The organism is Paroceanicella profunda, from assembly GCF_005887635.2.
In the GTDB taxonomy this organism is placed as follows: Bacteria; Pseudomonadota; Alphaproteobacteria; order Rhodobacterales; family Rhodobacteraceae; genus Paroceanicella; species Paroceanicella profunda.
In genome coordinates, this window is the sequence record NZ_CP040818.1 from 1,724,583 (window position 1) to 1,750,543 (window position 25,961).

Sequence of the window (25,961 nt, forward strand, 5' to 3'; positions counted from 1 at the left end):
AGTGTCTAGTGCCTTCTGACGGTGTTTTCGCCGGTCTCTTCGTCGAGATCGTCAGGGGCCTCTTCCTCCTCGGCGGGGATGGAATAGGACCCCTGCAGCCAGCGGCCGAGATCGACATCGGCGCAGCGTTTCGAGCAGAAGGGGCGGTAGGCCGGTTCGGTCGGCCGCGCGCAGATCGGGCAACTCATGCCAGAAGCTCCGTGATCGGGCGCCTTTCGCGCTTGCGCTGGAGTTCGAGGTTTCCGAGCGGGGTCCAGCCGGCGAAGCTGGTCTCGATCGCATCCGCCTTCAGCGCCGCGCGCAGCGCGGTTTCCAGTTGCACCCGCTCCTTCTTGGCCAGCGGGGCGAGGTCCACGGTCACCTGCCCGCCGAAGCCGCGCAGGCGCAGCTGCCGGGGCAGTTCGCGAATCGCGGCGAGGTTGGCCTTCAGGCAGGCGGCGGGAGAGAAGTCCTTCCCGGTGTTCACGTCGACGGCCACGAGGGCGCGGGTGGCCTCCACATACATGTGGCCGCCGCCGGGCAGGTCAACGCGCGGGCGGCGCAGGGCGTCGATCGCCTCCCAGATGCCGAAATGCTCGAAATGGCCCTCGCGGCTGTCCTCGTCCTGCCAGACCGCGTCCGGGTCCGGATCCGACCAGTCGCGCCAGGCCTCGACGATGGCGCCGGGCGCGTCGACGGCGAGGCAGGGCGCGCCGTCGACGGCGGCCTCCGCGGCGGCGCGCAGCTCGGAGAGCGCGGCGATGTCCTCGGCGATGGCCTCGGCGGCCACGCCCTCGGAAGCGGAGCGGATGATGGCGCCGGTCTCGTCCTCTCCCAGCGCCTCGGCGGCGACGGCGGCGAGGCGGTTGCGCTCCTGCGGGTCGCGGATGCGGCGGGCGACGTTCACCCCCGGCGCGGTGGGCGAGAGGATGGCGTAGCGGCCCTTGTAGAGCACGCGTGCGCTCATCGGCACGGCCTTGCCGGCCTCGGCATGGCTGGTGACCTGGGCGAGCACCGTGTCGCCCGGGCGCAGGCCGGGCGATTCGCGCACCAGCCCCTCGGCGCCGCCGAGATCGACGAACACGCCGCCGGCGTTCTGCGACTTGCGGGTGACGCGGCCCCAGTAGATCGCGCCGGGGCGCGGGGCGGTGTCGTCCTCCGCCGGGTCGACCAGCAGGTCCTCGAGGCGGCCGTCGACCAGCAGCGCGGCATGGCCGCGGCCGTCGATCTCGTCGGTGACGATGACCCGACCCTTCATGCGGTTTCCTCCGTGAGGACGCCGGCGCCGGTGAGCAGGTTCACCGTTTCGCACAGGGGCAGGCCGACGACGTTGCTGTAGCTGCCGTTGATGGCGGGAATGAAGGCCTGCGCGCGGCCCTGGATGCCGTAGCCCCCGGCCTTGCCCTGCCAGTCGCCCGAGCGGATGTAGGCGGAAATCTCCGCGTCGGACAGGCGCTTGACCTGGACGGTGGTCTCCACCGTGCGGGTCCACAGGCGCGGGCCGGCGAGGGCGACCGCGGTGATCACCCGGTGGCGCCGCCCGGAGAGCAGGTAGAGGAACTGCGCCGCCTCCGCCGCATCGCGGGGCTTGCCCAGAATGCGGCGCCCGAGGGCGACGATCGTGTCGGCGCAGAGCACGAGACAGCCCTCCGGCGCCCCCGCCAGCACGGCGGCGGCCTTCTCGCGGGCAAGGCGTTCGGCATAGGGTCGGGGAAGTTCGCCCTTCGCCGGGGTCTCGTCGATGTCGGCGGGGCGTACGGCGTCGGGAGTGATCCCGGCCTGGGCGAGAAGCTCCAGCCGTCGGGGCGAGGCGGAGCCGAGAATCAGTCGCATGCTGCCTCCCTGCGGGCGGAACCGACGGGGGCGCACGCGTCGGCGGGCGTGCGGCCGCCCGCGGCGTGTCTTACTTGAAGCGGTAGGTGATCCGCCCCTTGGTGAGGTCATAGGGGGTCATCTCGACCTGAACCTTGTCCCCCGCCAGAACCCGGATCCGGTTCTTGCGCATCTTGCCTGCGGTGTGTGCTATGATCTCATGGCCGTTGTCGAGCGTCACCCGGAAGGTCGCGTTCGGCAACAGCTCGGTCACGACACCGGGGAATTCGAGCATCTCTTCCTTGGCCATGATTTCTCCGAGTGGCTTCAATGGATAGGCAGGGCTCCCGGATGACCGGGACCCCACGCCGCGCGAAACATGGGGGCAAATCCGGGGAAATGCAAGGGAGAATACCTAGGGTGTCGCCGCATGGGTCATGCGGCGGACGAGGTCGGCATAATGGTCGGCAACCTGGGCGGGCGACAGCCGCCCCCCGGCGCGATACCAGGTGGTCACGCCCGTCAGCATGGCAATGATGGCCCGGGCGGTCAAGCGCAGGTCCGGCAGGGTGAACTGCCCCTCGGCCACGCCCCGGGCGAGGAGGCCGCGCAGGGCGCTCTCGTAGCCGTCTCGCAGGGCCTCGACCTCGGCGAAATTCGCCTCCGTGAGGTTGCGCAGTTCCATGTAGGCGATGAACACCTCGTCCGGCCGGGAGATGTGGTAGCCGACGTGGAAGCGCACGAACCGCTCCAGCGCCTGCGGGGCGGTCTCCGCCTCCGCGAGGGCGGCCTCGGCCTCCCAGGCGGCCAGCAGGGCGAGGAGATGGTCACGCATCAGCGCCAGCAGCAGGCTCTGCTTGTCGGGGGTGTAGAGATAGATGGTGCCGGCCTGGACGCCCACCTCGGCGGCGATGTCGCGCATCGACACGGCCGCGAAACCGCGCTGCGCGATCAGCCGGCGCGCCGCTGCCTGCACCGCCTCGGCGGTGCTCGCCCCCTTCGATCCGCTCCTGCGCCCCATCCTGCCCCCGCCGCTCTCCCGGTCAGGGTAAATGACCAGCCGTTCAGTTGGAAGGGGCGGCGGTCTCAGGCGCAGACCTCCGCCGCGCCGTCGCCCTGGCGGTCGCGGCGGGTGCCCGGCGCGCCGGCGACCACGCTCAGGCCGGCGACCTCCGCGCCCCGGTCGGCGCGCAGCACGCACTCCGTGAGGCTGAGCGCGGTGAAGCCGGCGTCGGCCAGCAGGCCGCTCACGTAGTCGCGCGAATGGGCGAAGCGCCGGCTCTCGCGCAGTTCCACCGGCTGGCTGCCCAGTTCCAGGGTGAAGGCCAGCGCGCCGGAGGGCTCCAGCGAGCCCGCGCACCAGGCGATGATCCGTTCCAGCGCGCCGAGGTAGATGAACACATCCGCCGCCACGATGAGGTCGTAGCGCGCGGGCGAGAGCGCGAGGCCGGAGATGTCGCGCTTCTCCAGCAGGTCGTAGACGCCCTTGCGGCGGGCCTCCGCCAGCATGCGGTCGGAGATGTCGTAGCCGCCCAGCCAGTCGCAGCGCGGGCGCAGCGCCTGCCCCATCAGCCCGGTGCCGCAGCCCAGGTCGAGCGCGCGCGCCGCCCGGTGCAGGCCGGCGCGGTCGAGATCGGCGGTGAGGATCTGCGGGCCCCGGTAGCCCAGCTTGCCGACCAGGGCGCGCTCGAAGCCCGCGGCGTACTGGTCGAACAGGAGCTCCACGAAGGCGGGGGGCATGGCCTCGGCCACCGGCACCTTCCGCGCCAGGTCGCGCTTCAGCCCGGCGCCGAGCACATCGGCGGGATCGGCGGCCACCGCGCGGTCCCAGGCCCGGGCGGCGGCGTCGGTGTCTCCGGCGGTCTCGTGCAGCTCGCCGAGGCGGAACCAGCCGGCGGCCCAGCCGGGCGCCAGCTCGAGCGCGCCGCACAGCACCTCGATCGCGGCCGGGATGTCGCCCGCATCGGCGAGGCCTTCGGCATAGGAGGCACGGCGGTCCGCATGGGGATCGCCGGAGGGGAAGGCAGTGCCCGCCATCTGGGGTCTTTCCAAAAGAGCCCGCTCATTTGCCGGGAACCGGCCACGCGGCGGGCGACACGTCGCACCCGTGCGTTTCGGGTGGGTCGCGGCGCATTAGAGCAGCCGGCCGGGCGCTGTCAATCCGGCAGTCGCCGCCGGGGCGGCGCGGGCCGCGCCGTTGGGGGGCGGCGCAGGGCACAGGACAGCCGGAGGCCTTCGGGTCCATCCCGCGGGCGCTGTGGTGGTCCGTCGCCACGCTGACCACCGTGGGCTACGGGGACGTGGTTCCGGTGACGGTTCCGGGCCGGCTGTTCGCCGCGGTCACGGCGCTCACCGGGATCGGGATCATCGCGATTCCGACCGGCATTCTCGCCGGGGCCTTCTCCTAGGGGCTGAGCCGCACCCGCAAGGGAAAGGACGGGCCGCCGGGCTGACGCCGTCCGCTCCCGCCGCGCCTTGCCGACGCCGGCCGTTGCTGCCGCGGCCCGCCCGGTTCAGCTTCCGTCCGAGCGCACGGTGACGTAGCGGCCCGGGGCGTCCTCGATGGTGCCGAGCACGGCGCCGGGGTCGCGCGCCGCGACCTTCGAGCGCGAGTGCTTCGCCAGCCAGGCGTCCCAGTCCGGCCACCAGGAACCGGGGGTCTCCGTGGCGCCGTTCAGCCAGTGCTCCACGTCCGGCGCGCTCATGTCCTCGTTGGTCCAGAACTGGTACTTGTTCATCTCCGGCGGGTTCACCACCCCGGCGATGTGCCCGGAACCGGAGAGCACGAAGCGCACTTTCGCCCCGGTCATCAGCCGCGCGCCGCGGTAGATCGATTCCGCCGGGGCGATGTGATCCTCCTTCGCCGCGATGTGGTAGACCGGCACGTCGATGTCCGCGAGGGTGACGCTCTTGCCGCCCACCTGCAGGTCCCCCGCCACCAGCGCGTTGCGGTTGTAGAAATGGTCCAGGTAGAAGTGATGCACCTTCGCGGCCATGCGGGTGCTGTCGGAGTTCCAGTAGAGCAGGTCGAAGGGGAAGGGGTCCTTTCCCAGCAGGTAGTTGTTCACCACGTAGCCCCAGATCAGGTCGGAGGCGCGCAGCATGTTGAAGGCCTGGGCCATGGCCTCGGCGGGCAGGTAGCCCTTGTCCATCTGCTCGTCGACCACGGCGATGGTCTGGTCGTCCACGAACACCTGCAGCTCGCCCGCGTCCTCGAAGTCGAGCTGGGCGGTGAAGAAGGTGGCGGATTTCACCCGCCGGTCCTTCACCTTGGCGAAATAGGCCAGCATGCCGCCGGCCAGCGTGCCGCCGATGCAGTAGGAGGTGAGGTTGAGCGCCTTCTGGCCGGTCTCCTCCAGCACCTTGTCGATGGCGGTGGAGGCGCCGTCGAACATGTAGGTGGCCCAGGTCTCGTCCTTCTGGCGCTCGTCCGGGTTCACCCAGGACACCATGAACACCGTGTGGCCCTGCGCCACCAGCCAGCGCACCAGGCTCTTCTGCTCGTTGAGGTCGAGGATGTAGAACTTGTTGATCCAGGGCGGGAGGATCAGCAGCGGCGTGGCATGCACCTTCTCGGTCACCGGCGCGTACTGGATGAGCTGGAACAGGTGGTTCTCGAAGATCACCTTGCCCGGGGTCATCGCCATGTTGCGGCCCACGGCGAAGGCGGTCATGTCGGTCTGGCGGATGAGCAGGTTGCCGCGGCCGCGCTCCAAGTCCTCCAGCATCATCTTCATGCCGCGCACCAGGTTCTCGCCCTTCTCCTGCATGGTGGCGTGCAGCACCTCGGGGTTGGTGGCGTAGAAGTTCGCCGGGTTCATCGCCTCCACGAACTGGCGGGTGTAGAAGGCCACCTTGCGCCGGTCCCGGTCATCCTCGATCGCGGCGGAGGCGACGGCGTCCTGGATGTAGGTGGAGGTGAGCAGGTAGGATTGCTTGAGGTAGTCGAACAGCACGTTCTGCGACCAGTCCTCATGGCGGAACCGCCGGTCGCCCCGCGCGGGGCTGGCCATGGGCCCGCGGTCTTCCCCGCCCATGAAGCGCAGGGTGATGCGGCGCCACAGCTCCAGCTGGGCGTTCCACAGCTCCAGCGTCTGCTCGGCCAGCTTCTCGGGGTTGTGCAGCCAGGCCTGGCCCAGTTCGTTGAAGGCGGGCAGGGTGTTGAGCGGGTCGCCGTGAACGGGGCGGCTGTCGCGCAGCTTGGCGTCGAGGAACCGGCTCCAGACCTGTTGCGACTGTTCAGCCACCAGCGCCATGTTGTGGGCAAAAACCTGTGCCGCTTCCGCCTGTTCCGAGTATTCTTCGGAAACGAAGCCCTTCGATGTCATGGCGGTTCCTCCTCTCGCGGTTCAGCCCGCGCTTGTGCTCAATGCCCCAAGTATGGCACGGGAAGGCGGATGCGCCAAATGCCGGCCGAGACAAATTCATGCCAGAGATGCAGATGAAATTTGAAGTGACCACACCACGGACGGCCGGCGCGTTTTGCCGCATGGCCGCGGCCTGCGTGCTGCTGGCGGGCTGCGGCACGCTGGGGCCGGAGCTCGGCGATTACGATCTCGTGGAATCCGACACGGTGCGCGACGCGCCCTGGCCCCGGCTGGTGGATATCCCCGAGCCGCCGGCGGCGGGCACCTTCACCGCCCAGGTGCCGGACCCGGCGCAGGGCCAGGCGCTGATCACCGACCTTTCCGCCGAGGCGCAGGCGATGCGGGCCCGGGCGGAGGCGCTCTCCGCCCCGGTGCTGAGCCCGGCCGATCTGGCCCGGCTGGGCAAGGGCCGCTGATCGCGGCCCCGCCGCCCGGCCCGCGCAAAGCATCTGTCTTTCGCGGCGCAAGCGCCCTATAAGCCCGCACCAGAGCCCGCAGCTGCGCCAGAGTCGACCGATGTCCGAGGAATTCTACCGCATCAAGCGTCTGCCCCCCTACGTCTTCGCCGAGGTGAACCGGCTGAAGGCCGAATTCCGTGCGTCCGGCGCCGACATCATCGACTTCGGCATGGGCAACCCGGACATGGACACCCCGCCCCACATCGTGGAGAAGTTGGTGGAGACGGTGCGCCGCCCGCGCACCCACCGCTATTCCTCCTCCAAGGGTATCCCGGGCCTGCGCCGCGCCCAGGCCGGCTACTACGCCCGCCGCTTCGGCGTGGAGCTGGACCCGGAGACCGAGGTGATCGCCACGCTCGGCTCCAAGGAAGGGCTCGCCAACCTCGCCATGGCCATCACCGCACCCGGCGACGTGATGCTGGTGCCCAACCCCTCCTATCCGATCCATCCTTACGGGTTCATGATCGCGGGCGGCACGCTGCGCCATGTCTCCGCGCTGCATGACGGGCGCTTCGACCCCGAGGCCTACATGCGCTCGCTCGCCCAGGCGGTGAAGCACTCGGTGCCCGCCCCGGTGGCGGTGGTGGTGAGCTTCCCGTCGAACCCCACGGCGCAGGTCTGCGACCTCGATTTCTACGCCGAGCTGATCGCCTTCGCGAAGAAGCACCACCTCTGGGTGCTCTCCGACCTCGCCTATGCCGAGATCTACTTCGACGGCGTGCCGCCGCCCTCCATCCTGCAGGTGCCCGGCGCGCGCGACGTGGCGGTGGAATTCACCTCGCTGTCCAAGACCTTCTCCATGCCGGGCTGGCGCATGGGCTTCGCGGTGGGGAACCGGCGGTTGATCGACGCGCTCACGCGCATCAAGTCGTATCTGGACTACGGGGCCTTCACCCCGGTGCAGGTGGCCGCCGCCGCGGCGCTGAACGGGCCGGAGGATTGCATCGCGGAGATCCGCGACACCTACCGTGCGCGGCGCGACGTGATGGTGCGCGCCATGGAGCAGGCCGGATGGGCGATCCCCTCGCCCGCCGCGACCATGTTCTGCTGGGCGCCGGTGCCCGAGCCCTTCGCGGCGCTGGGCTCGATGGAATTCTCGAAGATCCTCCTGCGCGAGGCCTCCGTGGCCGTGGCGCCGGGGGTGGGCTTCGGCGAGTACGGCGAGGGCTACGTGCGCCTCGGCCTCGTGGAGAACGAGCACCGCATCCGCCAGGCGGCGCGCGGTGTGAAGAAAGTGATGCAGAACGCCGGCGAGATCCTCGCCCGGTACAGCCAGCTGGAGAGCGGCAGATGAGCGACGAGACCTGGGACTGGGCCGAACAGCGGCGCGACACCGAATTCACCTATGCCGAGCTGAAGAAGGAGGCGGGCATCGCGCCCGGCACCGTCATCACCCTCGACCTGCAGTTCCTGCCGGCCGAGACCGACAGCGACGAGGAGGCCTTCATGAAGGCGCTGTCCTCGTTCGGCTATGACGTGAACCGCTACGAGGAAGACGACACGGTGGAGGCCACCGTCGAGGGCGTGCCCTTCACCATCGAGGACATCTGGGTGCATGAGGAGCGCACCACGAAGATCGCCCTGGCTCGCGGCTTCGCGCCCGACGGCTGGGGCTTCTGGGACCCCAATGACGACAGCGACGAGGATGACGCCGACGATGAGTGACCCCGCGAAACGACCGCTCCGCATAGGCCTGGCCGGGCTCGGCACCGTGGGTGCCGGGGTCGTGAAGATGGTCCAGACCCATGCGGAGCTGATCGCCGCGCGCGCCGGGCGCCCGCTTTCGATCGTCGCCGTCTCCGCCCGCTCGCGGGCGAAGGACCGCGGTGTCGACCTCTCGGCCTATGCCTGGGAGGATGACGCGGTGGCGCTGGCGCGGCGCGCGGACGTGGACGTGTTCGTCGAGGTGATGGGCGGCGAGAACGGCCCGGCCAAGGCCGGCACGCAGGCCGCCATCGCCGCCGGCAAGCATGTGGTGACCGCGAACAAGGCGCTGCTCGCCCGCCACGGCCAGGCGCTGGCCGAGGCCGCCGAGGCCGCCGGCGTGGCGCTGCGCTACGAGGCGGCGGTGGCCGGCGGCATCCCGGTGATCAAGGCGCTGGGCGAGGGGCTGGCCGGCAACGGCATCACCCGCGTGATGGGCGTGATGAACGGCACCTGCAACTACATCCTCACCGAGATGGAGAAGACCGGCGCCGATTATGCCGACGTGCTGGCCGACGCGCAGCGCCTGGGCTATGCGGAGGCCGACCCGAGCTTCGACGTGGGCGGCATCGACGCGGCGCACAAGCTCGCCCTGCTCTCCGCCCTCGCCTTCGGCACGAAGGTGGATTTCGACGGCGTGGCCATCGAGGGCATCGAGCGCATCACCCTGCCGGACATCGAGCAGGCCGCCGACATGGGCTACCGCATCAAGCTGCTGGGCGTGGCGCGCATGAACGCCGACGGGCTGGAGCAGCGCATGCAGCCCTGCCTGGTGCCGCTCAGCTCGCCCGTCGGCCAGCTCGACGGGGTGACGAACGCGGTGGTCATCGAGGGCGATTTCATCAAGGGCGTCACCCTGCAGGGCCCCGGTGCGGGCGAGGGGCCGACCGCCTCCGCCATCCTGGGCGACCTGATCGACATCGCGCGCGGCCTGAACGTTCCGGCCTTCGGCCAGCCCGCGGCTTCGCTGAAGCCGGCGGCGCGCTCCTCCGGCGGGACGGCGGCGGCCTGGTACATCCGCATCCTGCTGCGCGACGCGCCGGGCATGCTGGCCCGGGTGGCCACGGTGCTGGGCGGCCACGAGATCTCCATCAACATGATGCGGCAATATGGCCACGAGGGCCCCGGCGCGCCGGTGGTCATCGTCACCCACCCCGCCGACACGGCGCGGATGCAGAGCGCGCTGACGGAGATCGACGGGCTCGAGGTCTCGCTTGCCGCGCCGGTCGCACTGCGCATCGAAACGCTCTGAGCGCGCTGGCAGGTTTTTCTTGCGCGAACCCTGTTGATCGCCCATGACGACAGGGGTTGCAGGTGACACGAATACGGGGACCGGAGGCAGATGTCCTGCCCGGGATCCGGCACAGAAAGGATTTCATCCATGGCGGATAACGAGATTTTCGCGGACCGCATGCTCTCCCTGGGGCTTGCGCGCGTGTCCGAGGCAGCGGCCATCGCCTCGGCCAAGCTGATCGGCATGGGCGACGAGAAGGCCGCGGACCAGGCGGCCGTGGACGCCATGCGCACCCAGCTGAACCTGCTCGACATCAAGGGCGTGGTGGTGATCGGCGAGGGCGAGCGCGACGAGGCGCCGATGCTCTACATCGGCGAGGAAGTGGGCTCGGGCAACGGCCCCGGCGTGGACATCGCGCTCGACCCGCTGGAGGGCACCACCCTCACCGCGAAGGACATGCCGAACGCGCTGGCGGTCATCGCCATGGGGCCGCGCGGCTCGATGCTGCATGCACCGGACGTCTACATGGACAAGCTGGCCATCGGGCCGGGCTATGCGGAGGGCGTCGTCGACCTCGACATGACCCCGACCGAGCGCATCCAGGCGCTGGCGAAGGCGAAGGGCACCTCGCTGTCCGACATCACCTGCTGCGTGCTGGAGCGCCCGCGCCACGAGGAGCTGATCCGCGAGATCCGGGCCACCGGCGCGCGCATCCGCCTGATCACCGACGGTGATGTGGCCGGCGTGATCCACTGCGCCGAAGCCGCCAAGACCGGCATCGACATGTACATGGGCTCCGGCGGCGCGCCTGAGGGCGTTCTCGCCGCCTCCGCGCTCAAGTGCATGGGCGGCCAGATCCAGGGCCGGCTGCTGTTCCGCAACGACGACGAGCGCGGCCGGGCCGCCAAGGCCGGCATCACCGATCTCGACAAGATCTACTCGCGCGACGAGATGGTGACCCAGGACGTGATCTTCGCCGCCACCGGCGTGACCAACGGCTCCGTGGTCTCCGGCGCGCGCCGCGACGGCGAGTACCTGGAGACCGAGACCATCCTGATGCGCTCCAAGACCGGCTCCGTGCGCCGCCTGTTCTACCGCCAGCGCAACCAGTAACTCCGGTGCCGGCGCTCCGCCGGCAAGCGACAGACCCTCACACCCGGCGGGCCCCCGCCGGGTGTTTTCGTGTCGGCCCCCTTCCGCACTGCAAGCCGGCCGGGCCAGCCCTGCCGCGCGGCCGGCGCCGTTGCGGCACCTGACAGGGGAACGCCGGGCGGGGGCATCGAGCCCCCTTCCGGCGCGTCGCCTTGCGGCTCCGGGCGCCCGGCCCCGGCCGCGACGCCTTGCCCGGCGGTGAGGGCGCGCGGCCCGGTTGCGGATCGGGATCGGCGGCGGGCGAGAGGCCATCCGGTCCCGTCGCAGGGCCGACGCGAGACCGGGTCGTGGCGTGGGGTGGCCAGCTTCGGGGCTGGCCGGGTCGAGATGCTTGCCACGACGCGTGCCGGGCATGACGGCACACGCTCCCGGCGCGCGAGACTGGTTGCAACCGGTGGCCCGCCCCTGATCCTTTGCGTCTCCGTCTCCGTCTCCGTCTCCGTCTCCGTCTCCGTCTCCGTCTCCGTCTCCGTCTCCGTCTCCGTCTCCGTCTCCGTCTCCGTCTCCGTCTCCGTCTCCCATTCCCTCTCCTCTCCTCTCCTCTCCGCTTCGCTTCGCGGCCCCCTCTCCTCAGCGCAGGCCTGTCGGAGCGCCGGCGCTGATGTTCTGCACCACCGTTCATCGGCGCCCGGAGGACTGGCGTGGCGTGATCCCCACCACCTGCCAGCCGCCGGCCGGCCGTGGGCCGGGGCGGGTGGCTCCGTCCCCGGGGGGCCTGTCCCGCGATTACGGTCAGCGCGGCGCGGGGCGCCGGGGGCCGGAGACGCGGCACGCGGCGACACGCCGGGCCGGGGTTCGATGCCCCGGTCCGGCGTTTCCCCTTGCGGCTCCGGCGGCCGTGGCGGGGGCAGGGCTTGACCGGGGGGCCCGCGCGTGGTCGGAAGGGCGCGACGGACAGGCAGCACGAGGGGGACGGGCGATGGCGGGCGAAGCGGCACTTTCAGGCGCGACGGAGCCGGCACCGCTGCTCGGCGTCGCCGCCTCGATCACCGGGCGCCGCTGGGTGGCTCCGGGGCTGGAGCGGGACCGGCAGGCGCTGGCGCTGTTCCAGGCCACCGGGCTGCCGGACCCGGTGTGCCGCATCCTGGCCGCGCGGGGCGTGCCGGCGCTGGAGGCCGAGGCCTTCCTCGCCCCCTCCCTGCGCGACCTCACGCCCGACCCCTCCACACTGCGCGACATGGACCGCGCGGCGGAACTGCTGGTGGAGGCCGCGCTGGGCGGCGCGCGCGTGGCGGTCTTCGGGGATTACGATGTCGACGGGGCGTCCTCGTCCGCGCTGCTGTTCCGCTGGCTCGCGGGCTTCGGCATCGCGGCGACGATCTACATCCCGGACCGGATCGACGAGGGCTACGGCCCCAACGTGCCCGCCATGGAGCGCCTGGCGCGGGCCCATGACATGGTCATCTGCGTCGACTGCGGCACGCTCTCGCACGGGCCGATCGCCGCCGCCCGGGCCGCGGGGGCCAAGGTGATGGTCCTCGACCACCACCTCGCCGGCGAAACCCTGCCGGACGCCGACGCCGTGGTGAACCCGAACCGGCAGGACGAGGACGGCAGCCTCGGCCACCTCTGCGCCGCCGGGGTGGTGTTCCTGCTGCTCGTCGCCGCGAACCGGGTGCTGCGCGCGCGCGGGCGCGCCGGGCCGGACCTCATGGCGCTGCTCGACATCGTGGCGCTGGCCACGGTGGCGGATGTCGCCCCGCTCATCGGGTTCAACCGGGCGCTGGTGCGCCAGGGGCTGAAGGTGATGAGCCAGCGCCGGAACCCGGGCCTCGCGGCGCTCTGCGACGTGGCGCGCATGGCGAGCGCACCCACGTCCTACCACCTCGGCTTCCTGCTGGGACCGCGCATCAACGCCGGCGGCCGGGTGGGCGACGCCGCCCTCGGCGCCCGCCTGCTCTGCACCACCGACCCCGCCGAGGCCTCCGCCATCGCCGAACGGCTGGAGGAGCTCAACCGCGCCCGGCAGGAGATCGAGGCCGGCGTGCTGGTGGCCGCCACCGCACAGGCGGCGGCGCGCGGCGCCGACGGCCCGCTGGTCTGGGCGGCCGGCGAGGGCTGGCACCCGGGCGTGGTCGGCATCGTCGCCTCGCGCCTGAAGGAGGCCTTCGGCCGCCCCGCCGTGGTCATCGGCATCGACCGCGCCCTGGGCGAGGGCAAGGGCTCCGGCCGCTCGGTCACCGGGGTGGACCTGGGCGCCGCCATCGCCCGGCTGGCCGCCGAGGGGTTGCTGGTCAAGGGCGGCGGACACCGCATGGCCGCCGGCCTCACCGTGGATCCGGACGGGGTGGAGGCGGCGATGGATCGGCTCGGCGCGCTGCTCGCCCGGCAGGGCGCGGGGCAGGGCGGCCCCGCCGATCTCACCGTCGATGGCGTGATCTCGCCCTCCGGCGCCACGGTGGACCTGCTGGAAACCCTCGAACGCGCCGGCCCCTACGGCGCTTCCGCCCCCGCCCCGCGATTCGCCCTGGCGGGGGTGCGCCTGTCCCGGGCCCGCCAGGCCGGGGAGACCCATGTCCAGATCACCTGCACCGATCTCAATGGCGGCCGGCTGGACGGCATCGCCTTCCGCGCGCTCGACACCCCCCTCGGCCCTTTCCTGCTCGATCACGCCGGGCGCTCGGTTCACCTTGCCGGACGGCTCGAGATCGATGACTGGAACGGCCGGCGCCGGGCAAAACTCCGGGTGGAGGACGCCGCCCCGGCCGATGACGACGCAATCCTCTGAACGGACCAAATTTCTGCTTGCACGGTCCTGCGCGAGCGTCTAAACACCCGTCCACACACCGGGCGCCCTTCGTCTAGTGGTCTAGGACACCGCCCTTTCACGGCGGCAACACGGGTTCGAACCCCGTAGGGCGTACCACCTTCCCGGCAACGGAAACATGCGGTTAAGGTTAACTTTTCCGCTTGCGCCCGCCTCCGGTACCGACTAAATACCCGCCCACACCCCGGGCGCCCTTCGTCTAGTGGTCTAGGACACCGCCCTCTCACGGCGGCAACACGGGTTCGAACCCCGTAGGGCGTACCAAATCTTCCCGCAGGGCCACGGCCCGTGCCGGAATGTCTCCCCCCTCTTCATCCGGTTGACAGCGCCCCGTGGCGATGTCCCGTGACATATTCACGGTATGTGCGTTTCTCCCGCGCTGCGGTAACGCTCTCTTCAGGGCTCATCCCTAACTTGCATCGGGACCCGGCGGCTCCCGCCGTGGTGTTCGTTCCCAGTCCCGGAACGATCCGACTTCTTGCCGGAGAGATGCATGCCAAGGATTCAGGACCTGAAGCTGTCGCACGCCATGATTCTGGCCGTGCTCGCACCCGTTTTGGCCGCCGCGTGGTTCGCGTGGGAGATGGCGCGCGACGATCTTGCCGCGCTGCGTGAAATCGAGGAGGTGGAACGCCTGGTCGAGCTGGCGGGCCACTTCAGCAACCTCGTCCACGAACAGCAGCGGGAGCGCGGCGCCACCGCGGTGTTCGTCAACAGCGGAGGCGAGCGCTTCGCCGAAGTGCTCGCCGGCCAGCGGCAGGCCACCGACACCCGCCGCGCCGAGCTGGAGGCCGCCTTCGCGGATTTCGAACCCGGCAGCGCCGGACCGCGCTTCCAGGCCGACCTCACCGCCCTGAACGACCGGCTCTCGCGCCTGCCCGGCATCCGCAAGGACGTCGATTCGCTGACGATTTCCCTGGGCGACGCCCTAGGCTACTACACGCAGACGAACGCGCTCGCGCTCGGCCTGATCGGCCGGATCGCGGAAGTGAGCCCGGAGCCGGAGGTGGTGATGTCCGTGATGGGCTACGTCGCCTTCCTGCAGGGCAAGGAACGCGCCGGCATCGAGCGCGCCGTGGGCGCGGCCTCCTTTGCCGCGGGCCGCTTCACCCCCGCGCTGATGAACCGGTTCGAGGAGCTGATCAGCGCGCAGAAGCTCTACTACAGCACCTTCCTGGCCCATGCGACAGACGCTCAGCGCGCCCGGTTCGAGGAGATGATGCAAAGCCCCGCCGCGGTGGAGGTGGAGCGCATGCGCCAGATCGCCCTGCAGGGCGGCCTCGACGGCAAGCTGGAGGGCATCGACCCCGCGACCTGGTTCGACACCATCACCGAGAAGATCAATGCCCTGCACGCCCTCGAGAACATGCTGACCGACCAGCTCCGGGCCCAGGGGGCCGAGCGGCATGCCGAGGCGACGCGCGGTCTCACCCTCATCCTCGCAAGCTGTGTTCTCGCGCTTCTGGCCTCCGCGATCATCTCCAGCCTGCTGCTGCGGGGGCTGACCCGGGGGGTAAAGCAGGTGCTCACGCCCATGCGGGAGATGTCCTCGGGAAACCTCGAGGTGGCGCTCCCCCCCGAGCGCCGTAACGAACTGGGTGACATCGTGCGGGCGCTGGAGGTGTTCCGCGAGAACGCCCGTGCCCGCATCGCCGAGGAGAAGGCCGCGGAACGCCGGCGCGAATTGCGCGCGCTTGACCTGAACGCGCGTGCCGAGGCCATGGAGCGCCTGCGCAGCTCGCTCTCCAGCGCCGTGCAGGCCGGCCGGGACGGGGATTTCTCCGCCCGGGTGGACATCAGCTTCGAGGAGGAAGACCTGCGCATCCTGGCGGAGGCGGTGAACGGGCTCCTGTCCTCGGTCGAGGGCGGCATCGACGAAGTGCTGGTGACCTTGCGCGCCATGTCGAACGCCGATCTCACCCATCGCATCTCCGGGCAGCAGAAGGGCGCCTTCGCCGAACTGCGCGACAGCGCCAATGCCACGGCGGCCCGGCTCTCCACGCTCATCGGCGAGATGGGCAAGGCCGTGGAGGGCGCGCTCTCCGGCGCCCAGAGCATCAACGAGGGCGCGGTCGATCTCGCAAACCGGTCCGAGGCCCAGGCCGCGTCGCTTGAGGAGACCGCGGCCACCATGGAGGAACTCGCCGCCACCGTGCGCTCGAACTCCCTCGCCCTGCGCGAGGCCGAGAAGCTGGCCGGCGGCATGACCGAAACCTCCCGCACCGGCGAGCAGACGGTGACCAGCGCGGTGAAGGCGGTGGGCCGCATCGAGGAGAATTCGATGCGCATCACCGACATCATATCGGTCATCCAGTCGATTGCCTTCCAGACCAACCTTCTCGCCCTGAATGCCGCGGTCGAGGCGGCGCGGGCGGGCGAGGCCGGCAAGGGCTTCGCGGTGGTGGCGAGCGAAGTGCGCACACTTGCGCAGCGGTCCTCGGATGCAGCCCGCGACATCACCGACCTGATCAAGGAATCCACGGTCGCCGTGTCCGACGGCGTCCGACTGGTGGCCGACACCGGCAAGGCGCTCTCCGCGATCAACATCTCCATCGCCGAACTGTCGGCCAACATCCGCAGCGTGTCCGAAGCCGGGCAGGAGCAGAACAAGGGCATCGAGGAAATCGCCCAGGCCGTCGCGAATCTGGACAACATCACTCAGCAGAACGCGCAGCTCGCCGACCGCTCGGTGGAACTGGCCCGCGGGCTCAACGGCGAGATCGGCGGGCTCTCCAGGAGTGTCGCGCGCTTCCGCCTGCTCGATGCGCAGGGCGTCGTCGAGGCCAGGTCGGCGGCGGCCTGAGCCCGGCGCGGCCCGGCCCCGCGCGCCGGGTTGCGACGGTGACGCACATGCCCCGCAATTGACAGCCCCGACCGCCTGTGTTGCCCTTTGGGCCACAGGTCCAGCCAGGGGAAAACAACAGTGAAAACCGCAATTCGATTCGGCAGCATTGCTGCCCTTCTTGCCGCCACCGCCGCCATTCCGGCCGCTGCCCAGAACACGCCGGTTGCCATCGGCATGAGTGGCTGGACCGGATTCGGCCCGATCACCCTTGCCGCCGAGGCCGGGCTGTTCGAGGAAGCCGGCCTCGATGTGAACATCGTGAAGATCCCCCAGAAGGACCGGCACCTCGCCATCGCCTCCGGCGACATCCAGTGCGCGGCCACGACGGTGGAAACCTTCATGATCTGGAATGCCAACGGCGTGAAGATCAAGCAGCTCTTCCAGCTCGACATGTCCCACGGCGCCGACGGCATGGTGGTGCGCAACGACATCGCTTCCATCGCCGACCTGAAGGGCAAGACGGTGGCCGCGTCCGCACCCGGAACCTCGCCCTATTTCGTGCTGCTGTGGATGCTCAACGAGAACGGGCTGACCAAGGATGACGTGACCATCGCCAATCTCGAACCCTCGGCCGCCGCGCAGGCCTTCATCGCCGGCCAGAACGACGCGGCGATGACTTATGAGCCCTATCTCTCCGCGGTGCGCGACAAGCCGGAGGCCGGCAAGATCATCGCCACCACGCTCGACTACCCGATCGTGATGGACACGCTTGGCTGCACGCCGGACTTCATTGCCGAGCATCCCGACGCGGTGAAGGCCCTGGCGGAAGGGTACTATGCCGCCCTCGACATGATCGCGAACGATCAGGAAAAGGCCTTCGAGATCATGGGCGCGGACGTGAAGCAGTCTGCCGAGGAGTTTGGCAAATCCGCCGCCTACCTGGAATGGCAGGGCATGGATGCCAGCGCCGAATTCATGAAGACCGGCCTGCCGGAGTTCTATGCGAAAGCCGGGCCGCTGCTGCTCGACGCAGGCATCATCCGCGAGATTCCAGCCACGGAAGATCTCGTCGACACGTCCTGGACCGAGTGAGGACCAGGCAGGCGCCCCCGGACCGGGACGCCTGCCATTTCCCGAGATGACAGCGCAGATCCGCTCCCGCTCCGCCCTTCGCCGCGCCATGCGCCCCCTCCAGCCGGCCTCTCCCGCGGTCCGGCTGGTGCTGGGACTGGCCTTCTTCATCCTGTTCGTCGCGCTCTGGGCGGTGGCGACCTATGGCGGCTTCGTCTCGCCCTTCTTCCTCGCGAACCCGCTCACCATGCTCAGCGAGGGCTGGCTGCTGTTCACGAAGTTCGGCTTCATCGGCGACATCGGCATCACCGTCTGGCGCGTGTTCGGCGGCTTCATCCTCGCCGGGCTGGTGGCCGTGCCGCTGGGCATCCTGATGGGCGCCTACAAGCCGATCGAGGCGTTCCTGGAGCCCTTCGTGAGCTTCGCGCGCTACCTGCCGGCCTCGGCCTTCATCCCGCTGCTCATCCTCTGGGCCGGCATCGGCGAGACCCAGAAACTGCTGGTGATCTTCATCGGCGCGGTGTTCCAGATCATCCTGATGGTGGCCGGAGCGGTGGGCGGCACGCGCCGCGACCTGGTGGAGGCCGCCTACACCCTCGGCGCCACGGACGGCGGCGTGGTGCGCCGCGTGCTCATTCCCGCCGCGGCCCCACAGATCGCCGAGATCCTGCGGCTGGTGCTCGGCTGGGCCTGGACCTACGTGATCGTGGCCGAGCTGATCGGCTCCTCCGCCGGCATCGGCCACATGATCGTGGACAGCCAGGCGCTGCTCAACACCGGGCAGATCATCTTCGGCATCATCGTGATCGGCGTGATCGGGCTCATCTCCGACACCGCCTTCAAGGCGCTGAACCGCCGCCTCTATTCGTGGAGCCTCGCGTGATCGAGATCGAGGGCGTTGCCCGCACCTTTCCCGGCGGCCGGGGCCGCAGCCCCACCCGGGCGCTGGAACCGGTGAACCTGTCGGTGGCGGAGAAGGATTTCGTCACCATCCTCGGCCCCTCGGGCTGCGGGAAATCCACCCTGCTGCGCATCGTGGCCGGGCTGGACGAGGCCACCGAGGGCGTGGTGCGCCTGCCCTCCGGCCCGGTCAGCGGCCCGGGGCCGGACCGGGGCATGGTCTTCCAGTCCTACACGCTGTTTCCCTGGCTCACCGTGGCCGAGAACATCGCCTTCGGCCTGCGCGAGAAGGGCCTGCCGAGGGCCGAGCGGGCGGACATCGTGGCCTTCTACGTCGACAAGGTGGGGCTGCGCGGCTTCGAGGGCCACCACCCGCGCCAGCTCTCGGGCGGCATGCAGCAGCGCGTGGCCATCGCCCGCGCCCTGGCGAACGACCCCGCGGTGCTGCTGCTGGACGAGCCTTTCGGCGCGCTCGACAACCAGACCCGCAGCCTGATGCAGGAGCTTCTGCTGCAGATCTGGGAGGCGGACCAGAAGACCGTGCTCTTCGTCACCCATGACATCGAGGAGGCGATCTTCCTCGGCTCGCGCTGCGTGGTGATGACGGCGCGGCCGGGCCGGGTGAAGGCCGACATTCCCATTCCCCTGCCGCACCCGCGCCTCTACAAGCTCAAGACGGCGCCGGAGTTCATGACGCTGAAGGAGCGCCTCACCGAGGAGATCCGCGAGGAGGCGATCAAGGCCGCCTGACGTCTCCAGGGCCCGGGCAAGGAGTGACATGCGACGCAAGTGGACGGGCCTCTCCGGCCGGCTCTCGGACACCGACCTGCGCCTGCTCAGGGTGTTCCTCATCGTGGTGGAACAGGAGGGGCTCGCGGCCTCCGAAGTGGCGCTGGACAAGAGCGTCTCGGCCATTTCCCTCGACATTTCAAAGCTGGAGAAGCGCCTCGGCGCCACGCTCTGCCGGCGCGGCAAGGGCGGGTTCGCGCTCACCGAGGAGGGGCGCATCGTCTACAATGCCGCCCTGCAGCTCTTCACCGACATCGACCGCTTCCGTGACCGGATCGGCTCCGCCGCGCGCAGCATGGCCGGGCGCATCACCCTGGCGCTGATCGACAATCTCGTCACCGTGGCCGAGGCGCCGCTGGTCCGCGCGCTGGGGGAGTTCCGGCGCGACTGGCCGAATGTCGTGCCCGTTCTGGAGAGTGCGAGCGCTCAGGGCGTGGTGCAGGCGGTGCTGCGGGGAACCGCGGAGATCGGCATTTCCGTGCTGCCTCGCACGGTGGAGAGCCTCGACACCATCCCGCTGTTTCGCGAGACGCTGCTGCTCTATTGCGGCCCCGGGCATCCGCTGTTCGGCCGCGCGGCCGAGGCCGGGCTGGAGGAGGTGCAGTCGCACCGGCTGATCTGGCCCAGCGTGCGCGACGACCCGGCCTTCGACGAGGTGCTGTCGCGCTTTCCGCCCGGCGCGCGCTCCGACAATCTCGACGGGCGCGCCCTGCTGCTGCTCTCCGGCGGGGACCTGGGCTTCCTGCCGCCGGATTTCGCCGCGCCCTGGGTGGCGCGCGGGGCCCTGCGGGCGGTGCGCCCGGACGCGATCTTCACCGAGAACACCTTCCGGCTGGTGACCCGCCGCAGCGGGGAGCGCAGCACGGCGGCGGAGGCGATGATGACCGAACTGCTCGGCGCCTTCCGCGCGGCGGACCGCGACGTGCTCTCCGTATGAACCATCTCTGCATACCAGAAATATATTGTATTCAAAATACATCCCTATAGCGTTCGGTATTGCTTTCACCGATCAGAGGGAATTGTGAAACATGCTGAAACCCGTTGCGTCTGCCCTGGCGGCGATGCTGCTGGCGGGCCCGATGTCCGCGGCTGAGTTCACCTCGCCGGACATTCCGGGCCGCGTCGAGCTTCACACCATTGCCAGCAGCACGCTGTCTGACGCCGAGTTCCTGGGCAAGATGCCGGGGGTGCCGGTGACCGTGGCCGGCGAGCTGCGCCTGCCGGCAGGCAAGGGGCCGTTCCCGGCCGTGGTGCTGATGCATGGCTCCAGCGGGATCGGCGCGAACATCGAGCCCTGGGTCCGGCAGTACATCGCCATGGGCGTGGCGACCTTCGTGATCGATTCCGTCACCGGGCGCGGGGTGCGCGGGCTGGGCGACAAGCAGGCCAGCGTCGGCCGGCTCAACTACATCACCGACATCTATGGCGCGCTCGACCTGCTGTCGCAGGATGATCGGATCGACCCGGAGCGCATCGCCCTGCAGGGCTTCTCGCGCGGGGGGCAGGCGGCGCTCTATGCCACCGTCACCCGGTTCAATGCGCTGTGGAACCCGGGCTCCGGGCATTTCGCCAGTTTCGTGGCCTTCTACCCCAACTGCCTGACCGAATACATGGAGGACACCGCCGTCGCCGACGTGCCGATCCGCATCTTCCACGCGGCGCAGGATGACTACAACCCGCCGGCAACCTGCGAGACCTATGTGCAGCGGCTGAAGGCGGCGGGGGCGGATGTGGAGATGACCGTCTATCCGAATGCCCGGCACGGGTTCGACTATCCCACCAAGGAGGCCGTGACCTTCGATCTCGCTACCGCCCAGACCGCGCGCAACTGCAAGATGCGTGAGACCGAGGCCGGTGTGATCACCAACCTCGATACCGGCAAGCCATTCAGCTACGCCGATGCCTGCGTGGACCTGGGCCCGCATGTGGGTTCGGACCCGGAGGCGACGCAGCAGGCCTACACGGCCGTGATCGCGCATATGCGCACGGTCTTCGGGCTCTGATCGACTGGGCGGGGCCCCCTCCGGGGCCTCGCCACGCTCAGGCGGCGGCCCGCTCCCAGGCCGCCTCGGCGATGCGGCGCAGCTCCAGCGCTTCGGCCCAGCGGTCCGACAGCTCATCGCCGTTCGCGTCCGTCATCGCGTATTCCGGCGGGCCCAGTTCGCACAGGAAGAGGCAATCCGCCTGCGTGCGGGCGCGGTAGCCGCGAAAGCCCTCCTCCCACCAGCCGGCGAACAGGTCCAGCCAGCGGCGGAACTGCGGGAAGCCGATGGGCACCTGCACCTGGGAGCGCGTGGCCACCCGGCCCTGGAAACTGTCCGCCCGCGCCAGCACCCGGCTCATCCAGCCCATCGCCTCCGGTGGGATGGGGAAGGTGAGCTCGCGGTCCACCACGTAATGCGAAAGGTCGGCGGAGAGCCGCATCTCGGGCACCGCGTCGAGCAGTTGCAGGGTGGAGAACAGGTCGTTGGTGATGCAGTTGCGATGGGTCTCGAACTGGATCGGCATGCCTTCCTCGGCCGAGACGCGCAGCCAGTCGCGCACCACGGGGATCATGCCGGAGACGGTGATCGGCATCACCTGACCCACCACGATCACGTAGGGCGCCCCGATGTCCTTGGCCAGGTGCAGGGCCGGGCGCAGGTCTTCCACCGATTTCGGAAAGGCGGTGAGCAGGCCGGCCAGCCCGGTGCGCGCGTAGTCCGGCACGGTGGCGCGGGCCTCATCGAGGCTGAGCGCCCCGAGGTCGATGCACATGCCGTGGTAACCGGCTTCCTTCACCCGGTCGAACCGCTCGGCAACCGGGGCCTCGGGCACGCCCGGGCGCCGCAGCTCTGTCGCCCAGAGGGACTGGTAGGTGCGCAGGCCCATCACGCGGCCCGGTGCGAGGGCGGCGGGGCGACGGGTTCGAGATCGGTGTCGTCGGAGATCCAGATCCGGTCCTGCGGGTAATCCGCCTCGGTGCGGCCCCGGCCGAAGGCGCGCAGCACCGCGGCCTGGAAGCCGAGATAGGTCATCTGCGGCGGCTTGCGGCCATGGTCGGTGAAGATGGTCTGGTGCAGCTTCGAGAGGTTGTAGCAGGGCACCGAGGGGAAGGCGTGGTGTGCGGTGTGATACTGCATGTTCCAGCACATCCAGCGCATGACGGCGTTGGTGCGGGTGGAGCGGGTGTTCTGGGTGATGACGTCGTTATGCGGCAGGCCCAGATGCTCGATGGTGTTCTGCAGCTGGTGGACGAATTTCATCGCCACCATCGGCGCCAGCCACAGCAGCACCGCCGCCCAGCTCTGCGCCCAGAGCGACAGCGCCGCGATCACCGCGTAACCTGCCAGATGCAGCCGCGCCTCGCGGATCACCCTCGGGCGCTCCTTGGGCAGGATGTAGGGCTCACTCACCACGCCGGCGGAGAAGCGCAGGATGCGGCGCACCCGCGAATACCAGTAGGTCGGCCCCAGCACCCAGAGCGCGTAGGAGGTGAAGGTATAGGGCGGGCGGGCCAGCTCGCCGTCCTTCTCCCAGTCCTGGGTGTAGCGGTGGTGGGCGAAATGCTGGATCTGGTCGAAATCGCGCGGGTAGAGCAGGATGAAGCCGAAGGCGCGGCCAAAGGCCTCGTTCAGCTTCCGGTTCGAGAACACGGTGGAATGGCTCAGCTCATGCTGCCCGGCATAGAGGAAGTTGATCAGCATTCCGTGGATCATGAACAGCGGAACGGCCAGCCAGGCGGTGTCCCGGGCAAGCCACAGCGCCGTTCCGGTGACGGCGATGGCGCCGAGATGCGAGCCCACCTGTTTCCAGCCGCGGGCGTCGTCACGCTGCGCGAGTTCCTTGAGTTTCGCCGGCTCGATGAGGTCGCGGCGGCCGAAGACCTCTTGCATGGGAATGCCTCCTTGGTTGGGACCGACCCCGATCATGCGCCGGCGCCGCCCCGCTTTGAAGTGTCATGTTGCAAAGCAAACTTGAGGACGCGCTTGAGTTAGTGACTCATCGTGATCGGGCCGGGCGGTACCTGTCCGCCCGGGGACGCGGCGCAAGCGAGCGCTCCCGGCGTCGCGGCTTCGCCCGCATCGCGTACCGGGCAGGGCGAGCGCCTGTGGCGGTCAGGCGAGCGATTCCGGAGGGCGACTCCAGGGCGGCGCTACTTCCGCGTCTCGCGCCAGACGATCCGGCTCACCACCACGATCAGCGTGATCACGATGAGGATGACGGAGATCGCCGCCACCGCGGGGTCCACGTTGTCGCGCAGGCCCATCCAGATGCGGCGGGGCAGGGTGATGGCGTTGATCGAGGTGATGAAGAGGGTGACCGCGATCTCCTCCCAGCTCAGCACGAAGGCCATCACGAAGGCCCCGATGAGCCCGAAGCGGATGTTGGGCAGGATCACCCAGGCCGAGGCCTGCCAGATCGAGGCGCCCATGCCGCGCGCCGCCATCTCGATGCGCCGGTCGATCTGCGACAGCGCCACCATCACCACCACCACCGCGAAGGGCACGATCATCACCACATGCGAGATCACCACGCCCCAGAACGTGTCATAGCCGATGGCCGGCGCGGCCCTGGCCAGCCAGGACATGAAGAAGTAGAGGATCACCGCAGAGACCACCGGCGGCACGATCATCGGCAGCATCACGAAGCCGATCAGCAGCGCCTTCAGCCGCGGCTGGACATACCAGATGCCCAGCGAGAAGGCCGTGGCGAGCACCGTCGCGATCGTGCTCGCCACGAAGGCCACCCGCACCGACAGCCAGATGGAGGCGTGCCAGTCCGCGTTCTCCCAGATGGTCTGGTAGTGGCGCAGGGAGAGTTCCCCCTCCGGCATCTTGAGATAGCGGAACGGCGTGAAGGACATCGGGATCACGGCCAGCATCGGCGCCAGCAGGAACAGCCCGGCCAGCAGCGCGAGGAGGACGGCCACCGGGCCGGGGCGGTAGGGTCCCATCAGCGCACCAGTTTCTCGACGCGGGTGATCCGCATCAGGGCAAGGAGGAGGGCGGAGACGAGCACGATCATCGTGACGCTGAGCGCCGCGGCGAGCCCCCAGTTCGAGGCCTGGAAGATCTGCACGTAGACGTATTCCGCGATCATGATGGCGCGGCCGCCGCCCAGCAGCGCCGGGGTGACGAAGAAGCCCAGCGAGAACACGAACACGATGACGGCGGAGCCGAAGATGCCCGGCATGGTCATCGGCACGAACACCTCCCAGAAGGTGCGCAGCCGGCTGGCGCCCATGCCGCGCGCGGCCATCAGCACCCGGCCGTCGAGGCCGCGCATCACCGAGGCGATGGGAAACACCGCGAAGGGCACCAGGAAATGCACCATGCCGATCACCACGCCCACGTCATTGCGCACCAGGGTGAGCGGCTGGGAGATGATGCCGAGGTCCTGCAGCCAGGTGTTCAGGATGCCGCGGTTGTAGAGCACCACCAGCCAGCCGAAGGCGCGCGTGAGCACCGAGATCCAGAACGGCACGATGATGCAGATCTCGGCGATGATCCGCATGGTGCGGTTGCCGTGGATCCAGACATAGGTGAGAAGGTAGGCCAGCATCACCGCAAGGGCGGTGACGATGGCGCAGATGCGGATGGTCCGCCAGATCACCGAGTGCACGCCCGGGTCGGTCGCAACCCGCAGGTACTGTCCGAGACCGGGCTCGGGCAGGGTGATCGACCAGTTCGCCACCCCGAGGAAGGGCACGAGATAGGCCGCGCAGAGGAACAGCGGCAGGAGCGCGATCAGGCCCCAGCCTCCGATACGCCAGCCGCGCCCGCCCGGCGCGGGGCCGACGGGAACGGCATGGGGGGTGCTGGGGGCCGGCATCGCGCTCCTCCGTCCGGTCAGGCGGAAATGATGGCGAGATAGGCGTCCAGTGCGGCGCCGTAATTCTCCGCGTACCATTCCATGTCGAGCGGGATCTGCTTGGCCATGTTCTCCGGGTCCACGCAGTTGTGGCGCTTGTCCTCCTCCGCGATCAGCGCGTCGGCGGCCGGGTTCGCCGGGCCCTGGCCGAGCATCTCGAACATCACAAGCTGGCGCTCGGGCACCTGCATGGCGGCGAGAAGCTGCATCGCGGGCTCGGTGCCGCCGGGGTTGTTGGCCATCACCGCGAAGGAGGCGGGCTGCAGCAGCCCGTCATCCCAGATGTACTTCACGTCGCCGCCGGTATCCTGCTCCACCACCTTGGCGCGGGTGTTCCAGGCGATGGCCATGTCGGCCTCGCCGGTCAGCAGCGCGTTCTGCAGCTCGGCGCCGCCGCCCCAGAACACCGAGACATGCTCCTTGAAGGCCTCGATCTTCTTGTGCGCGCGCTCCAGGTCCAGCGGGTAGAGCGCGTCGCGCGCCACGCCGTCGGCAAGCAGCGCCGCTTCCCAGCTGGAGACGCCCCACTTGTACATGGCGCGGTTGCCGGGGAACTTCTCCACGTCGAAGAAATCGGCCAGCGAGGCCGGCGGCGTGTCATATTTCGTGGCGTTGTAGGCAATGACGAAGCTGAAGAAATACGCGGAGGTGGCATGTTCCCAGCCGAAGCCCTCGCGGAACTTGGACTTGTCGACGATGGTGTAGTCGATGGGCTGGACGACGCCCTCCTTGCCAAGCGCGATGGCGGAGAACGGGTCGGCGTCCACCACGTCCCAGGTGACGTTGCCGCTCTGGGCCTGGGCGCGCAGGGCGCCCTCGGTCGGGCCGGTGCCGTCCTCGACCACGCGGATGCCGGTCTCCTCCTGGAAGGGCTTGCCATAGGCCTCGTCATAGGCGGTCATCGCGTCGCCGCCCCAGTTCACCAGCACGAGTTGCTTGGCCTGGGCGAAGGACATGGTGGCGCCGAGGCCCGCGGGCACGGCGAACATGGCCGCGATGGCCTGGGTGAAGCGGCGCCGGCTGATCCGGCCCTTCTCGACCTGTTCGAGAAGCAGCGCGGCCTGGTCTTTCTGGAAGGCGTTGTTCATCT

The 25,961-nt window shown here is 69.6% G+C and carries 25 protein-coding genes and 2 tRNA genes; 15 read left to right on the forward strand and 12 right to left on the reverse strand.

All coding sequences use genetic code 11. From position 1 onward, the window contains the following. Positions 1-5 precede the first annotated feature (5 nt). The 6 genes from FDP22_RS07750 to FDP22_RS07775 all read right to left on the reverse strand — a co-directional run bounded on the left by FDP22_RS07750 (position 6) and on the right by FDP22_RS07775 (position 3,828). On the reverse strand, positions 6-188 hold the full coding sequence (locus tag FDP22_RS07750) for a DNA gyrase inhibitor YacG (RefSeq protein ID WP_138572258.1): 183 nt from the start codon (positions 186-188) through the stop codon (positions 6-8). Beyond that, positions 185-1,237: a ribonuclease E/G gene (locus FDP22_RS07755; protein WP_138572257.1), complete on the reverse strand. Its 1,053-nt coding sequence runs from the start codon at positions 1,235-1,237 to the stop codon at positions 185-187. Before FDP22_RS07755 ends, FDP22_RS07750 begins: the two co-directional genes overlap by 4 nt. Further along, positions 1,234-1,812, reverse strand: a complete 579-nt coding sequence (locus FDP22_RS07760; protein ID WP_138572256.1) for a Maf family protein — start codon at positions 1,810-1,812, stop codon at positions 1,234-1,236. The genes FDP22_RS07755 and FDP22_RS07760 overlap by 4 nt, the downstream gene beginning before the upstream one ends. Before the next feature lie 70 nt (positions 1,813-1,882). Next, positions 1,883-2,101 carry a translation initiation factor IF-1 gene (gene infA / locus FDP22_RS07765; protein ID WP_118133040.1) on the reverse strand — a complete coding sequence of 73 codons (219 nt, stop codon included), beginning with the start codon at positions 2,099-2,101 and terminating at the stop codon, positions 1,883-1,885. Positions 2,102-2,206: 105 nt separating this feature from the next. Beyond that, positions 2,207-2,812 carry a TetR/AcrR family transcriptional regulator gene (locus FDP22_RS07770; protein WP_138572255.1) on the reverse strand — a complete coding sequence of 202 codons (606 nt, stop codon included), beginning with the start codon at positions 2,810-2,812 and terminating at the stop codon, positions 2,207-2,209. A 65-nt stretch (positions 2,813-2,877) separates the two neighbouring features. Beyond that, on the reverse strand, positions 2,878-3,828 hold the full coding sequence (locus FDP22_RS07775; RefSeq protein ID WP_138572254.1) for a class I SAM-dependent DNA methyltransferase: 951 nt from the start codon (positions 3,826-3,828) through the stop codon (positions 2,878-2,880). Positions 3,829-4,076: 248 nt separating this feature from the next. Between FDP22_RS07775 and FDP22_RS25140 the strand changes: the two genes are divergently transcribed. Next, complete coding sequence (locus FDP22_RS25140) at positions 4,077-4,199, forward strand: ion channel (RefSeq protein WP_277884149.1); 123 nt, start codon at positions 4,077-4,079, stop codon at positions 4,197-4,199. Positions 4,200-4,304: 105 nt separating this feature from the next. Here FDP22_RS25140 and FDP22_RS07785 read toward each other — a convergent pair whose 3' ends face one another. Further along, positions 4,305-6,119, reverse strand: a complete 1,815-nt coding sequence (locus FDP22_RS07785; protein WP_205910854.1) for a PHA/PHB synthase family protein — start codon at positions 6,117-6,119, stop codon at positions 4,305-4,307. A 113-nt stretch (positions 6,120-6,232) separates the two neighbouring features. On the opposite strand from FDP22_RS07785, the gene FDP22_RS07790 reads away from it, so the two are divergent. The 14 genes from FDP22_RS07790 to FDP22_RS07855 all read left to right on the forward strand — a co-directional run bounded on the left by FDP22_RS07790 (position 6,233) and on the right by FDP22_RS07855 (position 21,021). Next, a complete protein-coding gene (locus FDP22_RS07790; RefSeq protein ID WP_138572253.1) occupies positions 6,233-6,574 on the forward strand; it encodes a hypothetical protein in 342 nt (113 codons plus the stop codon). Positions 6,575-6,674: 100 nt separating this feature from the next. After that, positions 6,675-7,910, forward strand: coding sequence for an LL-diaminopimelate aminotransferase (locus FDP22_RS07795; protein ID WP_138572252.1), 1,236 nt, complete (start codon positions 6,675-6,677; stop codon positions 7,908-7,910). Then, complete coding sequence (locus FDP22_RS07800) at positions 7,907-8,281, forward strand: ribonuclease E inhibitor RraB (protein WP_138572251.1); 375 nt, start codon at positions 7,907-7,909, stop codon at positions 8,279-8,281. Before FDP22_RS07795 ends, FDP22_RS07800 begins: the two co-directional genes overlap by 4 nt. Next, positions 8,274-9,572, forward strand: a complete 1,299-nt coding sequence (locus FDP22_RS07805) for a homoserine dehydrogenase (protein WP_138572250.1) — start codon at positions 8,274-8,276, stop codon at positions 9,570-9,572. The genes FDP22_RS07800 and FDP22_RS07805 overlap by 8 nt, the downstream gene beginning before the upstream one ends. 129 nt (positions 9,573-9,701) lie before the next feature. Next, positions 9,702-10,667, forward strand: a complete 966-nt coding sequence (glpX, locus tag FDP22_RS07810; protein ID WP_138572249.1) for a class II fructose-bisphosphatase — start codon at positions 9,702-9,704, stop codon at positions 10,665-10,667. Between the two features lie 958 nt (positions 10,668-11,625). Next, positions 11,626-13,434, forward strand: a complete 1,809-nt coding sequence (gene recJ / locus FDP22_RS07815) for a single-stranded-DNA-specific exonuclease RecJ (protein WP_138572248.1) — start codon at positions 11,626-11,628, stop codon at positions 13,432-13,434. A 62-nt stretch (positions 13,435-13,496) separates the two neighbouring features. Further along, positions 13,497-13,572, forward strand: a tRNA-Glu gene (locus tag FDP22_RS07820). Between the two features lie 89 nt (positions 13,573-13,661). Next, positions 13,662-13,737, forward strand: a tRNA-Glu gene (locus FDP22_RS07825). Positions 13,738-13,966: 229 nt separating this feature from the next. Continuing rightward, complete coding sequence (locus tag FDP22_RS07830; protein WP_138572247.1) at positions 13,967-16,276, forward strand: methyl-accepting chemotaxis protein; 2,310 nt, start codon at positions 13,967-13,969, stop codon at positions 16,274-16,276. A gap of 120 nt (positions 16,277-16,396) precedes the next feature. After that, positions 16,397-17,350 (forward strand): ABC transporter substrate-binding protein, encoded by a 954-nt coding sequence (locus FDP22_RS07835; RefSeq protein ID WP_138572246.1) that lies wholly within the window; start codon positions 16,397-16,399, stop codon positions 17,348-17,350. A 46-nt stretch (positions 17,351-17,396) separates the two neighbouring features. Further along, positions 17,397-18,212 (forward strand): ABC transporter permease, encoded by an 816-nt coding sequence (locus FDP22_RS07840; protein ID WP_205910855.1) that lies wholly within the window; start codon positions 17,397-17,399, stop codon positions 18,210-18,212. Next, entirely contained in the window at positions 18,209-18,979 is a 771-nt protein-coding gene (locus FDP22_RS07845) for an ABC transporter ATP-binding protein (RefSeq protein ID WP_205910856.1), read from the forward strand. The genes FDP22_RS07840 and FDP22_RS07845 overlap by 4 nt, the downstream gene beginning before the upstream one ends. 28 nt (positions 18,980-19,007) lie before the next feature. Then, the gene (locus FDP22_RS07850) at positions 19,008-19,955 is read left to right on the forward strand and encodes a LysR family transcriptional regulator (RefSeq protein ID WP_138572244.1); all 948 of its coding nucleotides are present in this window, start codon (positions 19,008-19,010) and stop codon (positions 19,953-19,955) included. 91 nt (positions 19,956-20,046) lie between these two features. Continuing rightward, complete coding sequence (locus FDP22_RS07855; protein WP_205910857.1) at positions 20,047-21,021, forward strand: dienelactone hydrolase family protein; 975 nt, start codon at positions 20,047-20,049, stop codon at positions 21,019-21,021. A gap of 37 nt (positions 21,022-21,058) precedes the next feature. Here FDP22_RS07855 and FDP22_RS07860 read toward each other — a convergent pair whose 3' ends face one another. The 5 genes from FDP22_RS07860 to FDP22_RS07880 all read right to left on the reverse strand — a co-directional run bounded on the left by FDP22_RS07860 (position 21,059) and on the right by FDP22_RS07880 (position 25,959). After that, on the reverse strand, positions 21,059-21,889 hold the full coding sequence (locus tag FDP22_RS07860) for a sugar phosphate isomerase/epimerase family protein (RefSeq protein WP_138572243.1): 831 nt from the start codon (positions 21,887-21,889) through the stop codon (positions 21,059-21,061). Then, positions 21,889-22,893, reverse strand: a complete 1,005-nt coding sequence (locus FDP22_RS07865) for a fatty acid desaturase (protein WP_138572242.1) — start codon at positions 22,891-22,893, stop codon at positions 21,889-21,891. The genes FDP22_RS07860 and FDP22_RS07865 overlap by 1 nt, the downstream gene beginning before the upstream one ends. Positions 22,894-23,153: 260 nt before the next feature. Beyond that, the gene (locus tag FDP22_RS07870; RefSeq protein ID WP_138572241.1) at positions 23,154-23,954 is read right to left on the reverse strand and encodes an ABC transporter permease; all 801 of its coding nucleotides are present in this window, start codon (positions 23,952-23,954) and stop codon (positions 23,154-23,156) included. Next, positions 23,954-24,832: an ABC transporter permease gene (locus FDP22_RS07875; protein ID WP_138572240.1), complete on the reverse strand. Its 879-nt coding sequence runs from the start codon at positions 24,830-24,832 to the stop codon at positions 23,954-23,956. Before FDP22_RS07875 ends, FDP22_RS07870 begins: the two co-directional genes overlap by 1 nt. 17 nt (positions 24,833-24,849) lie before the next feature. Beyond that, entirely contained in the window at positions 24,850-25,959 is a 1,110-nt protein-coding gene (locus FDP22_RS07880) for an ABC transporter substrate-binding protein (protein ID WP_138572239.1), read from the reverse strand. Positions 25,960-25,961 lie beyond the last annotated feature (2 nt).

Excerpts from the sequence above, each read along its gene's own strand:
- FDP22_RS07750 (WP_138572258.1), bottom strand. The coding sequence starts at position 188 with ATGAGTTGCCCGATCTGCGCGCGGCCGACCGAACCGGCCTACCGCCCC.
- FDP22_RS07755 (WP_138572257.1), bottom strand. The coding sequence starts at position 1,237 with ATGAAGGGTCGGGTCATCGTCACCGACGAGATCGACGGCCGCGGCCAT.
- FDP22_RS07760 (WP_138572256.1), bottom strand. The coding sequence starts at position 1,812 with ATGCGACTGATTCTCGGCTCCGCCTCGCCCCGACGGCTGGAGCTTCTC.
- infA (WP_118133040.1), bottom strand. The coding sequence starts at position 2,101 with ATGGCCAAGGAAGAGATGCTCGAATTCCCCGGTGTCGTGACCGAGCTG.
- FDP22_RS07770 (WP_138572255.1), bottom strand. The coding sequence starts at position 2,812 with ATGGGGCGCAGGAGCGGATCGAAGGGGGCGAGCACCGCCGAGGCGGTG.
- FDP22_RS07775 (WP_138572254.1), bottom strand. The coding sequence starts at position 3,828 with ATGGCGGGCACTGCCTTCCCCTCCGGCGATCCCCATGCGGACCGCCGT.
- FDP22_RS07785 (WP_205910854.1), bottom strand. The coding sequence starts at position 6,119 with ATGACATCGAAGGGCTTCGTTTCCGAAGAATACTCGGAACAGGCGGAA.
- FDP22_RS07790 (WP_138572253.1), top strand. The coding sequence starts at position 6,233 with ATGAAATTTGAAGTGACCACACCACGGACGGCCGGCGCGTTTTGCCGC.
- FDP22_RS07795 (WP_138572252.1), top strand. The coding sequence starts at position 6,675 with ATGTCCGAGGAATTCTACCGCATCAAGCGTCTGCCCCCCTACGTCTTC.
- FDP22_RS07800 (WP_138572251.1), top strand. The coding sequence starts at position 7,907 with ATGAGCGACGAGACCTGGGACTGGGCCGAACAGCGGCGCGACACCGAA.
- FDP22_RS07805 (WP_138572250.1), top strand. The coding sequence starts at position 8,274 with ATGAGTGACCCCGCGAAACGACCGCTCCGCATAGGCCTGGCCGGGCTC.
- glpX (WP_138572249.1), top strand. The coding sequence starts at position 9,702 with ATGGCGGATAACGAGATTTTCGCGGACCGCATGCTCTCCCTGGGGCTT.
- recJ (WP_138572248.1), top strand. The coding sequence starts at position 11,626 with ATGGCGGGCGAAGCGGCACTTTCAGGCGCGACGGAGCCGGCACCGCTG.
- FDP22_RS07830 (WP_138572247.1), top strand. The coding sequence starts at position 13,967 with ATGCCAAGGATTCAGGACCTGAAGCTGTCGCACGCCATGATTCTGGCC.
- FDP22_RS07840 (WP_205910855.1), top strand. The coding sequence starts at position 17,397 with ATGACAGCGCAGATCCGCTCCCGCTCCGCCCTTCGCCGCGCCATGCGC.
- FDP22_RS07850 (WP_138572244.1), top strand. The coding sequence starts at position 19,008 with ATGCGACGCAAGTGGACGGGCCTCTCCGGCCGGCTCTCGGACACCGAC.
- FDP22_RS07855 (WP_205910857.1), top strand. The coding sequence starts at position 20,047 with ATGCTGAAACCCGTTGCGTCTGCCCTGGCGGCGATGCTGCTGGCGGGC.
- FDP22_RS07860 (WP_138572243.1), bottom strand. The coding sequence starts at position 21,889 with ATGGGCCTGCGCACCTACCAGTCCCTCTGGGCGACAGAGCTGCGGCGC.
- FDP22_RS07865 (WP_138572242.1), bottom strand. The coding sequence starts at position 22,893 with ATGCAAGAGGTCTTCGGCCGCCGCGACCTCATCGAGCCGGCGAAACTC.
- FDP22_RS07870 (WP_138572241.1), bottom strand. The coding sequence starts at position 23,954 with ATGGGACCCTACCGCCCCGGCCCGGTGGCCGTCCTCCTCGCGCTGCTG.
- FDP22_RS07875 (WP_138572240.1), bottom strand. The coding sequence starts at position 24,832 with ATGCCGGCCCCCAGCACCCCCCATGCCGTTCCCGTCGGCCCCGCGCCG.
- FDP22_RS07880 (WP_138572239.1), bottom strand. The coding sequence starts at position 25,959 with ATGAACAACGCCTTCCAGAAAGACCAGGCCGCGCTGCTTCTCGAACAG.